Genomic DNA, 13,585 nt, shown 5'->3' on the forward strand with positions numbered 1-13,585 from the left:
CTGTCCTCGATCTGGCGAATATCCCAGCTAAGATCGATCAAGTCGCGCAAATCAGATCAAATCAGCTCAGTACCAGTGCCGTCGGCCACCGACCGCGCGCCCCGTCGAGCCCAGCACGAACAAGATCAGCCCGATCACCAAGAGGACAACACCGATCGTCCACAAGATCGGAATATTCAAGAGAAATCCGATCAGCAGCAGGATAATTCCGAGAATAATCATGGCAGTCTCTTTCGACGACAAGCCCGACACACATACACGCGAAGTGACGGCACTCTACCTTCGAATACCCCGCTCACTTGCGTTTCATACCCCTCCTGACCGGGTATTTCGATAGTCCCCGCGCCACACAGCTGAGGAATCGAGCGGTTCCATGCGACGGATCGTGACTTTGATCGTTTTGATCTGGCTTGTTGTCGGTGCCATCGCGGCCGGCCAGCGAGGCTACTACAGCAACTCTCCATCCAACTGCGCCGGCGTGGGCACCATCGCCGTGACCGTAGTGGCGGGGCCCCTGAACTACTTCGGCGTCAACCCCAAGGTTACGGATTGCACTCTGCCGCAACCTAGTTCCTGACGAGTGCCGCACCCGCCCAAAGCCAGCCAACCCAAAGGCGGTGCCTGACGCTGAAGGCAGTCAGCGCCAGGCACCGGGTTCTGGCGTGGGGGTGATGCAGGCTTCCCACTGCACCATCCCCACGGGGAGCAACACTAGCAAGAATCGAACAAATGTGCGAGTCCAATGGGGAGTTTATTGCGGCGGGCCATAAGCACCCGCACCGAAACCGGAACTGATCAGCATCAACACCATCAGGCCCCACCCTGCCCCCTGCCAAATGGGCCACACCCCACCCCGTTTCCACACCCGATACGTCTGGACAAAGGCAATCAGCCCACCGATCAGGAAGACAGCGGCCGGCGCGAAGGCCAGGGTGCCGAGCCCTGACGACCGGTCGAACAGCAGCAGCGAACACAGAACCGCAAGCGCGAGCCCGATCACCACACCTGTGAAGGTCGCCGCCCTGCGGAACTCCTCCGGATCCGACCACCGTTTCTCGGTATCCATCGCTGCGTTACGGCGCCGGGCCGACATGACCTGCTCCCTTCACTGGAATCTCTCGTGTGAATCTGCGGCCAATCGCATTGGATACCCAGCTCTCGTGTCGAATCAACCTCGAGCGGGTACGCGTGCGAAGAGACGAGCAACAAGATTCGACGACTACTACAGAGAGGAGTCGCCATGCATGCTGCGCGACTGAAGAAGGTCGGTTCGAGCGAAGGACCGTTTGCCTCGGTGTACTTCGAGGACGTCCGCAATCGTGAAAACTCACGTGAGCGCTTCGAGTTGGAGTGGCGTTCGATGCACAATCAATTGTCGAAACAGGGAGCACCAGATGCATTGATCGAACAGTTCGACAGCGTGAAGGACAATCATCACGGAATTTCCGGCCGGGCCGGACGCGCACTGGTGATCACGCCCGATGCCGTTCTGGTCGACGACATAATGCTCGAACCCACGGCGTCGACCGTCGTGACGGTTGGTTCATTGCCCTACCTGATTCCGCTCGTTGCACACGGACACGACACCGAGCCGTTTGTCCTCGCCAAGGTCGATCACACCGGCGCGGATCTGTGTGTGCGCGATGCGCGCGGGCGAGATGTCTACGGCGAATCCGTGGACGGAGACGGGTTCCCGGTACACAAAGCTCGAGTGGGTGGCCCCGACCGCTATATCGACACTCAGTCCCTGGCGCAGGAGAACGTGCGAAAGAACTTGACCCAAGCCGCAACTCGCACCGCCGAACTGGCCCGCGAACACAAGGTGCAATTGGTGCTGATCATCGGCGAAGTTCAGTCGCGCACAGCATTCGCGCAGTATCTTCCGGCGTCACTGCGCACTGTGGAGATCGAACGCGGATCACGTGCAGCAGGTTCTTCTCCGACCGAAGTAGCCAAGGCGATACGCGAACTCATCGATACCGAGCGGTTGAGGCGTATGGACACCGAAACCGAGCGCTTCATGGCCGGTCAGGGCCGCGACACCGAACTGTCGGTCGACGGCACTGCCCGTGTGCTCGATGCGCTGGAACAGGGCAAGGTCGAGACTCTGCTCTTCACCGATCCCGATGACAAGGAAGTATCCAGTAATTCACACTTTGCACCCGCGAATCGACTACTACCCTATCTAGCGATCCGAACCGGGGCCGAACTGATTCAGGTAGACGAACGCCTTACTCTCGCAGACGGATACGGAGCGATATTGAGGCATCCGTGAAGTTCTCCGTCACCGTGACGCGTGGCGCCCCTGCGAATCCGGGAAGCCGTCGGCGATAGCGGCGACCAACTCGAGATAGGCACGCGCAGTGCGTTTGTTCAACAACTTCAGATCTATGGGCCCGCCCTCCCCGAGATGGTCGTCGTACGGGAGGGTGCAGACCGCCCGAACTCCGCGCTGGGAAAACACTTCCTCGAGCTGGTCCAGATCGAGCGACGACGATCCAGGCCGCGTTGCGTTGATCGCAACCACCGACCGGCTCACGAGGTCGCCGTAACCGTGTTTGGTCAGCCAGCTCAACGTGGCGGCTGCGCTGCGCGCTCCGTCCTGAGCCGTCGGACTGACTACTACCAAGGCGTCAGCCTCGTCGAGGATTCCGTACATCGCCGAGTGCATGATGCCGGTGCCACAGTCGGTGATGAGAATGTTGTAGTGCACTTCGAGGATGCGTAGCGTGTCGAGGTAGTCCTGCTCGTTGAACGACTCCGATGTTTCCGGATCCGCTTCGCTGGCAAGGATTTCCAACCGGCTGTCACCTTGCGACGTGTAGTACCGCACATCACTGTACGTACGAATATTACTGTCTGCCAACAGATCACGAACCGTCAAGTGATGCTCGCGATGTTCTCGATCGGCGAGGGTACCGAGATCAGGATTGGCGTCGATCGCAACAATCCGATCACCACGGATCGACGCAAACGTGGAGCCGACGGTCTTTGCCGCCGTCGTCTTCCCAACCCCACCCTTGAGCGAGATGAAGGCGATCTTGTACACGCCGCGCACCGTCCGATTAGCACGACGGACCAGCGCCTGATGTTCGAGTTCCACCGCCGACTGCCCGGTGTTGATCCGCCCACCCGAAAGCTTGAACAGCAGAGCACCGAAACCGTGTTCGGGCGGACGTTTGGCGCGCTTGATGATGTCCAGGTCGTCGACGGAGGTCATCGCTTGTGGCGTCGAGGTTCGGAAATCGGCCGGCTCGTCGCGTCGCACTTGCCGCATCCGTTGACTCGGAAGCGGTTTGACCGGAACCTCGTCGCTCTGCGGTAGATCGAACTGCGGCGTAAAGGTAACGGTTCGAACCGAATTCGCGTAGGTATCGTCAGAGCCGCTCAGCAGATCATCCGTGTCGGCTGTTCCGGAACCGTTCTGTTTGAATCCACCATTCGAACCGTTGTTATCGCTGTGCACCGTTTTCCTAGGTCAAGGTCGAATCAATTCGGACATCACATGTCGGGACGCTATCACTGCGGGGCCGCATCGGCCCGTCGGTGATACCGCAAATGCGGGCCGATTTGTTACACAACACAGTTCGATGACTTTGGTCCTCAAAACTCCCGATCCGCCAGCAAATCAACCGGAATACCAGTTGTCCGGTACGTATTGCGCCAGAACGCATCCGAAATCCCCTGCCGCAATGTGTGGGCAAAGAAGACGGGCACTCAACCGAACAAATGTCCAACTTCGGCGCACCTACTAACCGTGGTAGTAGGTGCCTGTATCCTTTGCACCTATGACCTCCCGCCTCGCTGATGTCGCGCAGTTGCGCGGCGGATTTGTCGGCGGCACGTCCGGAGCGGTATCCCTCGCCGCCCACGCACTCGGCGGCGGAGGCATGGCGCCGTCGCAAAGTGCGGTGGTCTTGTTGCTCCTCGCCTGCGCGAGCGTCGGCGCCGTCGTTGCGTCCATCGATACTCGTCGCTCGCCCACCGCGGCCTTGGCTCTCATGCTTGCTGCCGGGCAGGCAATCGGCCACACAACACTGACCATTGCCTCAGACCACCAGCACGGCGTTGTTCCGTCGCTCCCGATGCTCGCGGCTCATATCGCTGCGGTCGGAGTCTGCGCGGCGGCGATCCGCGGCGCCGAACGCGGCTACGTCGTTGCGGCGTCCACGGTGGCAACAATCGTTGCAGTCCTGCTGCGGCCCTGGGCGCCGCAGCACTCACCCCTCACCGTCCGCACTCGCTACCGCGCCAAAGTTGTTCTCCGGCAACTTCTCACCTCCGGTCTGGGCACGCGCGGCCCGCCGGCATTCGTGTAACTCCCTTTCCCTTTCCCTTTCCTTTCTGCGCACGAAATCCCGTGCGCCCCATTGCTGTGCGCCTTTACCAACCGCCGACGGTTAAGAAAGGCGCACAGCGGGATCGAGTACACGCATGTCCGCACCCGAAATGGAGCGCGCGCAGCCGCACGCTTCCAACGACAGTTCCCCTCCGAAGAAGAAGGCCGGCGGCGCCAGACCCCTGATCCTGCGCCTGCATTTCTACGCCGGAATTCTCATCGGACCGTTCATCCTCATCGCGGCGTTGAGCGGTGGCCTCTACGCGGTGGCACCCACCATCGAGAAATTTGTCTACAGCGACTACCTACAAACCGACAGCACCGGACAGCTCGCATCACTGAACGATCAGATCCGCTCCGCTCAGCAGTACCGCCCGGACTTGACGGTCTCAGCGGTCCGCCCGTCTCCTGCCGCCAGAGAAACCACCCGAGTTCTGTTCACCGATCCGTCTCTCGGCGAGTCCGAGAGACTCGCGGTATTCGTCGACCCGGTGCTCGCTCAACCGGTCGGCGAGTTGACCGTGTACGGCAGTAGCGGCTCGCTGCCGGTCCGAACCTGGATTTCCCAGCTCCACCGCAACCTTCATCTCGGCGAACCGGGACGCCTGTACAGCGAGCTGGCCGCGTCGTGGATGTGGGTGGTTGCCCTCGGCGGTGTCTACCTGTGGTTCCGCCGGTACCGAACCTCTCGCAACGCCCGTCTGCTCACCCTGGATCGAACGTCCGCCGGGCGTAACCGAACCCTGAACTGGCACGGAGTTGTCGGCATCTGGATCGCAGTAGCACTGGTGTTTCTCTCGGCAACCGGGCTCACGTGGTCGACATACGCCGGTGAGAACGTCAGCAACATGAGAACCGCACTGAGTTGGACCACCCCTTCGGTGGTCAAGACACTTGGCGGCGCTCCCGCGCAGCCGTCCGGCGGACACGACGGTCACGACATGGCCCCGATCGCCACCGGCACTCTGACGGACACGAACGTCGGACGGGTCGACGCGGTCCTCGGCATCGCCAGGTATCGCGGCATCACCGGCCCCGTCGAGGTGTCGATCCCAGCTGATGCACACACCGCTTTCACCGTCGCCCAGACGCGTCAGCCCTGGGTTATGAGCAACAACACCATTGCAATCGACGGAGCAACACAGAAGGTCACCGACGAGCTGTGGTTCGCGGATTGGCCTATCGCGGCAAAACTCTCGGCCTGGGGAATCCAGCTGCACATGGGACTTCTCTTCGGTCTCGCCAATCAGATCGCGCTCGCCGCACTCGCCGTTGCGTTGGCGAGCATCGTCATTCGCGGCTACATCATGTGGTGGCGTCGACGACCCATCCGAGGATCCGAGTGGGCTGTAGGCCGAGCACCCACACGCGGTGGCATCCGAAAACTCGCTCCGATCAGCGTTGTTGCACTGATCGCCTGCACCGCCCTGATCGGCTGGTTAGTTCCGCTGCTCGGCCTCAGCCTGATCGCATTCCTCCTGATCGACCTTTCTGTCGCGGCACTCCGACGCCGCGCAACCACCTGATACTCGAACTACGGAGATACACATGTCTGTTCGCACCACACTGTTCACCGCCGCCGCGTTGGCAGCAGCCCTGACGCTGACCGGTTGTTCATCGGAGTCCGGCAAGGAAACCGAAGCGGCACAATCCATCACGATCGAGGATCAATGGGTCAAGGCCGCGCCGGGCGGCATGAGCGCGGCCTTTGCCGAGCTCGTTAATTCCAGCGACAAAGACGTACGCGTCGTCTCGGCCACCAGTCCGGCGTCCGCTCGCGTCGAGCTGCACGAAGTTGTGACCGGAGACGCCGGGACAATGACCATGCGCCCCAAGGACGGTGGTTTTCGGGTTCCCGCGAACAGTTCCGCCAGCCTTGCGCCAGGCGGCGATCATCTGATGTTCATGGAACTCGCCGGCCCGCTCCTCCCCGGCGCCGAAACCGACGTCACCCTGATCTACGACGACGGTTCCAGTTCCACCTTCACAGCCCAGATCCGCGACTTCTCCGGTAACCAGGAGAACTACGACCCCAATCACGGTGGCTGAGAACAGCAACCTGCGACTGAGCCGGCGGCGTCTCCTCGGAGGTGGCGCCGCCGCGCTTGCGGTCGCGGGAACAACGTGGGGTGCGGCGACTCTGGCGCAGGCCGATGAACCGTCTCCGGGTAAAGCCGTCGTTCCGTTCCATGGCGTTCATCAGGGAGGCGTCAGCACCCCGCCGCAAGCACACGCCACCTTTGTCGGCTTCGATCTGCGACCAGGAGTCGACCGGGCCGCCGTCATCGGAATCATGAAGATGTGGACAGCCGACGCTGCTCGCCTCACTGCGGGAATGCCCGCTCTGGCCGATACCGAGAAGGAACTGGCGGTTGATCCGTCGAGGCTGACGATCACCGTCGGCTACGGGCCCGGACTGTTCACCGCTCTGGGGTTACAGGATCGGGCACCAGCGTGGTGCGCTCCGCTACCGAGCTACCCGATCGACCGACTCGAAGATCGCTGGGGCGCAACGGATCTTCTCCTTCAGATCTGCAGCGACGATCCCGTCACCGTCGCGCATGCGGTACGGGTACTGACCAAGAACGCTCGCTCACTGACCTCAATTCGGTGGACGCAGAAAGGGTTTCGCAGCGCACGGGGAACCGCGCCCGAGGGAACAACTATGCGTAACCTCATGGGCCAGGTCGACGGTACCGTCAACCCGGCGCCGGGAACCACGGATTTCGACTCCCTCGTATGGAGCGACGGCGCCGATCAGCCGTGGTTAGCCGGGGGAACGTCGTTGGTGCTTCGGAGAATTCGCATGGAAATGGATACGTGGGACGAACTGGATCGACCGGCGCGTGAACTCACGATGGGTCGCACGTTGTCGAACGGCGCTCCGTTGACCGGCACCGACGAGTTCGACGAGGCTGATTTCACCGCTACCGACAGGTTCGGTATCCCGGTCATTCCGCCGGGATCACACATCGCACGCTCGCATCGAATGCACGAGGGAGAGCAGTTCTTCCGTCGTGCCTACAACTACGACGACCCACCGGAAGGCGAGGAAACGTCCAACTCCGGGCTGATCTTCGCGGCGTTCCAGCGGGACATCGCGGCGCAGTATCTGCCCGTTCAGCAGCGACTGAGTGACTTCGACGCACTCAACGAGTGGACAACGCCGATCGGTTCGGCCGTCTATCTCATTCCGCCCGGATGCGAGGAAAACGACTACCTCGGCAGTGGACTACTGAAATAGACGAAGTTGGGCTCCGAAAACTCCGGAGCCCAACCTCGTCTTACTTCTTACGCGGACCTTACTTCTTACGCGGACCCGGCATCGCCGCACCGGGGCGAGCGGTGGTCAGTCGGGTAACCCAACCGCTGACCGGCCACTTCTTGAGTCCGACGTTGTGCGGTGTGATTTCGGTGCCGACGTACTTGGCCGCCAGCTCCTCGTCGACGTCGCCGGTGAAGCGCCACAGCATGCTGCCGTCGGCGTTACGAGTGGACACCTCCCACGACTGCGCGCGGAAAGCGCCACGAATGATGCTGTCCGCGAAGACGAGTACAGGAATCCCGGCTTCGGCACGCACTGCGGCGCCGGCCGCCCATTCCTGGCGGGCGAGTTCGTAGATCTCTTCTGCGGTGGCGCCGGCGCGAGCAGAACCCGGAACATGCAGCACCACACTGGGTGTCGGCAATTCCGGTGCCGGATCTGCGGAATAGCGGAGGGCGATTTCCTCGACGCGGGTTGCCCGCAGATCCTTGTCAGTGACCTCACCCGCAAGGTTGGTCAGGTTCTCACCCGCCTCACTGATCCGCAGCGTCTCCACGATGCCGCTGACCACGGCGTCTGCCGTGCCGCTTGCATCCGCACCGGATACGCTGCGGATGAGAACGTAGTGCTCGACTGCCGAACCGGCGTCGTAGATCTCACGAATGCGTGAGATTTTTGCAGCGGTCACTCCGGGTGTATCCGCTGCCCCGGAGGCTCCTTCGAGGTTGTCGAGTTCACCGAGTGCCTCGAAAACCGAAGCGAATACCTGGTTTCCGGTGCCGTGGCCGACATGGAACACCTGGTTGTTACGCGGGTCACGCAACGCGAACACATACTCTCCCAAGCGCTTTCCGACCTTCTCGGAGAACGGTTGCGGAGCCGGCTTACGGACGAGCACCTCGGTGGACAGCGTCCGCATCACCGCGAGCCTGAGCGCATCGGGCACACTCGACGATGCTGCGGCGCCCGAGAAGATGGCTGCCGACGCCGAACTGATCGACGTGAACGTGCGACCGACCTGCTTCTCGAGCGAGGCACACACAATGCCGACCGCGCTCAGCCTCGAGTCGAGGGTGCCTTCGCCCTCGGCGAGAAACTCCTTGATCAACGGTGCTACGAGCAGGGTGGGGCTGATACCACGCGGAACTGTCCAGACAATAGCCATGCCACGAGCCTAGGCGATCACAAGCAGGCCCGAGGTCAGTCGCACGTCATCGGGACATTTCCGGCCAGCGGGACTGCCCGATACGGACCCGGCGCTACCGCCACAGAATCGGTGCATGAACAGATTTGTAGGCAAGGTAGCCATCGTCACCGGCGGTTCTCAGGGAATGGGAGAAGCAACCGCCCGACTCCTCGCAGCGGAAGGCGCGACGGTTGTCATCGGCGACGTGCTCGACGAGAAAGGCGCCGCGGTCGCTGCCGATATCGGCGGCGTCTTCCACCATCTTGATGTCAGCAGCGAATCCGATTGGGTGAGCCTCGTCGAAGACACGACTTCCCAGTTCGGCACTGTGGACGTCCTGATCAACAATGCGGGCATGCTTGCCTTTGCCGCTGTCGAGGACATCGACGTCGCTGCCGTCGAAAAGTTGTTCTCCGTCAACGTCATCGGCGCAATGCTGGGCGCGAAGACTGTTGTTCCCGTGATGAAGAAAGCCGCGCGTGGCGTGATCGTCAACATTTCGTCCGTCGACGGCTTGCGCGGAGTGAACGGCCTGAGCGCCTACACCGCCAGCAAATGGGCGGTCCGTGGACTCACCAAAACTCAGGCACTCGAACTCGGACCGTCGGGCATCCGCGTCTGCTCGGTACATCCCGGTGGCGTCGATACCCAGCTGGGCAACCCGATGGGCCGCACGGGCGACGACCTGCAGAAGCCGTACGGTCAGGTTCCGCTGCGGCGAATCGGGCTCCCCGACGAGGTGGCCCGGGTAACGGCCTTCGCTGCCAGCGACGACGCAAGTTACATGTCAGGAGCCGAGCTGGCCGTAGACGGCGGTTGGTCGGCAGGCACCTACTACCCTGGGTTGCCCGGCAGCTGACGCACTGATATCCGACGCACTAACATCAGTGGTTCCTCGTACATCCGAAAAAAGGAACCGGCACTTCCATCATGACCTTGCTCGTGCGCGGTATCGAATGGTCGGATCCGGCAGCTCCTCGTATCCGCCTCGTCGACGACACAACCGGCGACACCACGTTCTTCACGCACACGTCGGTATTCCGGTTTTCTGTGGACGAGCGCCGGGGACGGCGGTGCCTCGGGTGGCGCGACATGACGGCCGACGGACCCGGTTACCTCCCGTGCGATCGGGGCGCGAAGGTGACCAGCGGACGCCAATGTGACCGGTGCAGAAATCGCGAAGGATTCACAAGCGTTCACCAGGCTCACGTGAACGGTGCGCACATTCACCCGAATGTGCGCACCTATCTCACCCAGCCGCAATGGCTGTATATCGACATCTTCGCCGGTGGCCGGATGAAGGTGGGGACGGCGTCGCAGTTCCGTAAGTACCCGCGCGTCGCGGAGCAAGGCGCCGCAGCCGCCCTGTACGTCGCCGGTTCGACGGACGGTTACAACATTCGAACTCTCGAAGCTGACGTGTCGAGGCAGTTTCACCTGAGCCAGGCGATCCGCACATCCCGCAAACTCGAGGCACTGACAAACAGAATCGACACCGCTGCGTTGCGCAACGAGTTGCAACAGTTCATTGTCTCGAACCGAGAAGAGTTGTCCTACATCGGATCCGGGATCGAGGGCATCGAGATTTTCGAACAGCCCGAGGTCTGGACACCACCGGCCTGCTCGCAGATCGTTTTCGACGCCACCCCGGCGCTGATGTATCCCCATTCCTTCGAATCGGGTGAGCACTCTCTATACCTCGAAGGCCTGACCGGGCCGGTGGCACTGTTCCGTACCGATACCGACCCGGAATCCCCTCACTTTGTCGCAGACATCTCGGCACTGGTCGGACGTACCGTCACGGTGGGCAACTTCGACTCTCCGGGCGTCGCAATTCAGGAGTCACTGTTCTGACGGTCGTGTGAAGGTTGCCTTCAGCAGCTTCCGGCGACCGCTGCGTCGAATCCGCGCGTTACCTCGGCCTGCTCGTCGGCGGACAGAGTCGACCATTCCGGGTAAGCCTGGATCGACGTCAGCATGTCGTTCGCCAGCGACTCACGGGTCAGTCCGATGTCGTCGCCTGATTCGTCGATCGCCTGCTGATATCCGTCGAGAAACTTGAGGACGTCGTTGCAGGCTTGCTCGTACGTGCGCGGAAGCCCCGCTACCGCGGTGCCCTCGGTAGCGGTAACGCCATCTGTATCGGTCGCCGGCGCAGTGGACGTCAGAGTCCCCACTTCGGTCGGCGTCCCGCCGTCGGAACCGCAGGCCACCAGCGCTATCAATGAACAGGCTCCGATGAACCCGACAATCGTTTTCTTCATCTCTTCAGAATGCCAGAGCTGACTGGGCAGCCGAGCCGCAGAGCCCCGGCCCCGATCGCGACACCGTGATATTCTTACGTAGCTGCAAGGTAACTAGGGGCGGGTTTCCGCAGTCTCCTACTCGATTCGAGCGGGATGTACCGTAGAAGAGATTCGTCTCAAAAGGGGTAGAGGCTTGTGGGACTCTTTCGTAAGCGCGGATCCCGAGAAGAAGACGACGATCGTGAGGCGAGCCTCGATCGCGAAGACCCAGGGTATGCCGTGTGGTTCTCGAACGTATCCGATTCGGAGGGCCAACCTATCCCGTACAAACGGCCACTGACGTCCCCGGTTTATCCGCAACTTCAGCCGCCCCCGCTCGACCCACCGACAGTGGTTCCGCCACCCCTTTCCGGTTCCGCCGGCGAGTGGCTGACCGCCGATCGTATCGGTGAGGACGAAACAATAAATGTGTCTCTATCTGCGCATTACGGACCTATTTCGCAAAACTCACAAGCAGGACAAACCCCTCGCGCGCTGGATCCCACCCGCCCTCAATCCCCGCCGAAGAATGTACCGATGACTTCGCCGCCGAAGCATCAACTCGAGTCGCAGCGCTCCCCTGCGCCCTATCCCACGCCCTACAAAGGAGAAGCAATGAGCAACATCGACAAGGTCCTCGGCGAACTGATGCGTATCGACGGCGCCACAGGTGCAGCCGTCGTCGACGCCGACAGCGGCATGGTTCTCGGCATGGCCGGAAACCCGTCCTTCAGCCTCGAATACGCCGGTGCCGGAAACTCCGAAGTTGTGCGCGCAAAGCTCCGCACGATGAGTAACCTGGGAATTACCGACACCCTCGAAGACATCCTGATCACCCTGACCACCCAGTACCATCTCATCCGCGTGATCGAGACGCCCGGAATGTCCACACTCTTCGTGTACCTCGTCCTCGAACGCACGCGCGCGAACCTGGCACCGGCTCGCCACAAGCTGGGTGAGCAGACTCCCAAGATCGAGATCTGAGCAACTCGTTCCACAGGCCCGGAAGTCGATACCGACTTCCGGGCCTTTGTGTTGCTTCGGCGCTCCGCCCGACTCCCTGTTTCAGAGCGAACGTACCTCTCGGCGCATCCAAGGCGACGAAAGGTGCGTTCGCTCGGTCTGTTTCGGTCCACTTCGTCCGCTTCAGACCGAAATGTCGCGAATGACATACTTGTAGTTCGTCTCTAAACAGAAATGAGCTCTCGACACATGTCACGCACGGCAATCAGCAGGCGCAGCGCAGCTGCTGTTTCGATCGGCTTTGTTGCCGCACTGATCCTCGGAGGGTGTTCCAGCTCGTCAGCCGCCGAAACCGGCAGTCTCGGTTCAGGTATCGGATCCGGTGTCACCACCAGCTCGTCGGCGCTCACGAGCGACAATGCTGCTGTATCCGCCGCTTCCACACTGTTGGCGCAAATTCCGATCAAGGGACGCGCCCCCAAAACCGGATACGACCGCGCGTTGTTCGGCACGGCCTGGACCGACGATGTCGACGTCGAGTTCGGCCACAACGGCTGCGACACCCGTAACGACATCCTGGCCCGCGACCTGACTGCCCTCACGTACAAGGACGGCAACCGGTGCACGGTGCAGACCGGAACGCTCGAGGATCAGTACACCAACACCACGATTGCCTTCACCCGTGGTCAAGACACGTCGTCAGCAGTCCAGATCGACCACGTCGTAGCGCTGTCCGACGCCTGGCAGAAGGGCGCTCAACAACTCGACACGCAGACGCGCACCAACCTCGCCAACGACCCACGCAACCTGCGAGCCGTCGACGGTCCCGCCAACCAACAAAAATCCGATTCCGACGCCTCGTCGTGGCTGCCGCCCAACCGGGGATACCGCTGCCAGTACGTCGCTGCGCAGGTCGAGGTAAAAGCCGCGTACAGATTGTGGGTGACCCAGGCCGAACACGACACCATCGCCGGAATCCTCCAGGACTGCACGGGAACTGCTCCGGTGCAGCCCGCCACATCCCCGCCACTTGTCACGTCCAAGCCGATTGTCACCTCGGCTCCGGCAGCGGCGGTGACCGCGCCGTTCAAGAACTGCGCGGCGGCCAAAGCTGCGGGCGCAGCTCCCGTACGTATCGGTGACCCCGGCTACGGTGCCCACCTCGACGGCGACGGCGACGGCGTGGCCTGCGAGAAGTAACCGCCTGCGAGAAGTAACGCTCAGCCAGGTGTGTCCTCGATCGTCCACTGAGGATGCTCCCGCTGCGGCGTGACGCTGATCGCGCGGTAGGAGTAGCCGTCCTGCTGCGTGATCTCCCAGGTGAAGTCGACGGTTTCACCGACAAAAAGTTCCCTGTATCCGCCACGGATCATCCGCGAATGGCCGGGCTTCAGTTCAGGCATCGCATCGGCCCAGATATGGGAGAAGAAGGCCCAGCAGCCGCCAGGGGTATCAGCGGATTCGATCACGCCCCAACCTTGCTCGCCGTTCCAGATCGAGACGGTTCCCTTGCTCATCGTTCGATACTCGCACGGCAGCCTGGCCCC

General features: G+C 61.7%; 16 protein-coding genes. 10 read left to right on the top strand and 6 right to left on the bottom strand.

The genetic code is table 11. From position 1 onward, the window contains the following. Nucleotides 1–66 precede the first annotated feature (66 nt). Entirely contained in the window at nucleotides 67–222 is a 156-nt protein-coding gene (locus FEZ60_RS16885) for a DUF6131 family protein (protein WP_092803415.1), read from the bottom strand. 151 nt (nucleotides 223–373) lie between these two features. Between FEZ60_RS16885 and FEZ60_RS16890 the strand changes: the two genes are divergently transcribed. Next, complete coding sequence (locus tag FEZ60_RS16890; protein WP_033231655.1) at nucleotides 374–577, top strand: hypothetical protein; 204 nt, start codon at nucleotides 374–376, stop codon at nucleotides 575–577. A 174-nt stretch (nucleotides 578–751) separates the two neighbouring features. Here the strand turns inward: FEZ60_RS16890 and FEZ60_RS16895 are convergent, their stop codons facing one another. Continuing rightward, a complete protein-coding gene (locus FEZ60_RS16895; RefSeq protein WP_052683353.1) occupies nucleotides 752–1,093 on the bottom strand; it encodes a hypothetical protein in 342 nt (113 codons plus the stop codon). 147 nt (nucleotides 1,094–1,240) lie between these two features. Here FEZ60_RS16895 and FEZ60_RS16900 point away from each other — a divergent pair, with 147 nt between their 5' ends. Beyond that, nucleotides 1,241–2,275 carry a hypothetical protein gene (locus FEZ60_RS16900; protein ID WP_033231657.1) on the top strand — a complete coding sequence of 345 codons (1,035 nt, stop codon included), beginning with the start codon at nucleotides 1,241–1,243 and terminating at the stop codon, nucleotides 2,273–2,275. Nucleotides 2,276–2,284: 9 nt separating this feature from the next. Here the strand turns inward: FEZ60_RS16900 and FEZ60_RS16905 are convergent, their stop codons facing one another. Continuing rightward, on the bottom strand, nucleotides 2,285–3,466 hold the full coding sequence (locus tag FEZ60_RS16905; protein ID WP_033231658.1) for a MinD/ParA family protein: 1,182 nt from the start codon (nucleotides 3,464–3,466) through the stop codon (nucleotides 2,285–2,287). Between the two features lie 322 nt (nucleotides 3,467–3,788). Here FEZ60_RS16905 and FEZ60_RS16910 point away from each other — a divergent pair, with 322 nt between their 5' ends. The 4 genes from FEZ60_RS16910 to FEZ60_RS16925 all read left to right on the top strand — a co-directional run bounded on the left by FEZ60_RS16910 (nucleotide 3,789) and on the right by FEZ60_RS16925 (nucleotide 7,583). Further along, nucleotides 3,789–4,319: a hypothetical protein gene (locus FEZ60_RS16910; RefSeq protein WP_033231659.1), complete on the top strand. Its 531-nt coding sequence runs from the start codon at nucleotides 3,789–3,791 to the stop codon at nucleotides 4,317–4,319. Nucleotides 4,320–4,434: 115 nt separating this feature from the next. Next, nucleotides 4,435–5,865: a PepSY domain-containing protein gene (locus FEZ60_RS16915; protein WP_172936556.1), complete on the top strand. Its 1,431-nt coding sequence runs from the start codon at nucleotides 4,435–4,437 to the stop codon at nucleotides 5,863–5,865. Nucleotides 5,866–5,887: 22 nt separating this feature from the next. Further along, nucleotides 5,888–6,388, top strand: a complete 501-nt coding sequence (locus FEZ60_RS16920) for a copper chaperone PCu(A)C (protein ID WP_033231661.1) — start codon at nucleotides 5,888–5,890, stop codon at nucleotides 6,386–6,388. Next, the gene (locus FEZ60_RS16925) at nucleotides 6,381–7,583 is read left to right on the top strand and encodes a Dyp-type peroxidase (protein ID WP_045064553.1); all 1,203 of its coding nucleotides are present in this window, start codon (nucleotides 6,381–6,383) and stop codon (nucleotides 7,581–7,583) included. Before FEZ60_RS16920 ends, FEZ60_RS16925 begins: the two co-directional genes overlap by 8 nt. Nucleotides 7,584–7,641: 58 nt before the next feature. Here FEZ60_RS16925 and FEZ60_RS16930 read toward each other — a convergent pair whose 3' ends face one another. Further along, nucleotides 7,642–8,769, bottom strand: coding sequence for a GIY-YIG nuclease family protein (locus FEZ60_RS16930; protein WP_095886984.1), 1,128 nt, complete (start codon nucleotides 8,767–8,769; stop codon nucleotides 7,642–7,644). Between the two features lie 115 nt (nucleotides 8,770–8,884). Between FEZ60_RS16930 and FEZ60_RS16935 the strand changes: the two genes are divergently transcribed. Together FEZ60_RS16935 and FEZ60_RS16940 are read left to right on the top strand one after the other, a co-directional pair. Continuing rightward, the gene (locus FEZ60_RS16935) at nucleotides 8,885–9,649 is read left to right on the top strand and encodes a glucose 1-dehydrogenase (RefSeq protein ID WP_033231664.1); all 765 of its coding nucleotides are present in this window, start codon (nucleotides 8,885–8,887) and stop codon (nucleotides 9,647–9,649) included. Between the two features lie 71 nt (nucleotides 9,650–9,720). Further along, a complete protein-coding gene (locus FEZ60_RS16940; RefSeq protein ID WP_092803060.1) occupies nucleotides 9,721–10,644 on the top strand; it encodes a DUF2797 domain-containing protein in 924 nt (307 codons plus the stop codon). A 20-nt stretch (nucleotides 10,645–10,664) separates the two neighbouring features. On the opposite strand, the gene FEZ60_RS16945 is transcribed toward FEZ60_RS16940, so the two are convergent. Beyond that, entirely contained in the window at nucleotides 10,665–11,054 is a 390-nt protein-coding gene (locus FEZ60_RS16945; protein ID WP_141485027.1) for a hypothetical protein, read from the bottom strand. Nucleotides 11,055–11,690: 636 nt separating this feature from the next. On the opposite strand from FEZ60_RS16945, the gene FEZ60_RS32265 reads away from it, so the two are divergent. After that, the gene (locus tag FEZ60_RS32265) at nucleotides 11,691–12,059 is read left to right on the top strand and encodes a hypothetical protein (RefSeq protein ID WP_202026122.1); all 369 of its coding nucleotides are present in this window, start codon (nucleotides 11,691–11,693) and stop codon (nucleotides 12,057–12,059) included. A 228-nt stretch (nucleotides 12,060–12,287) separates the two neighbouring features. Continuing rightward, nucleotides 12,288–13,238, top strand: coding sequence for a DUF1524 domain-containing protein (locus FEZ60_RS16955; RefSeq protein ID WP_033231668.1), 951 nt, complete (start codon nucleotides 12,288–12,290; stop codon nucleotides 13,236–13,238). Nucleotides 13,239–13,258: 20 nt separating this feature from the next. Here the strand turns inward: FEZ60_RS16955 and FEZ60_RS16960 are convergent, their stop codons facing one another. Next, nucleotides 13,259–13,555 carry a hypothetical protein gene (locus FEZ60_RS16960; protein WP_051730275.1) on the bottom strand — a complete coding sequence of 99 codons (297 nt, stop codon included), beginning with the start codon at nucleotides 13,553–13,555 and terminating at the stop codon, nucleotides 13,259–13,261. Nucleotides 13,556–13,585 lie beyond the last annotated feature (30 nt).

Source organism: Rhodococcus sp. MS16 (assembly GCF_013277795.1).
Taxonomy (GTDB): Bacteria; Actinomycetota; Actinomycetes; order Mycobacteriales; family Mycobacteriaceae; genus Rhodococcus_F; species Rhodococcus_F globerula.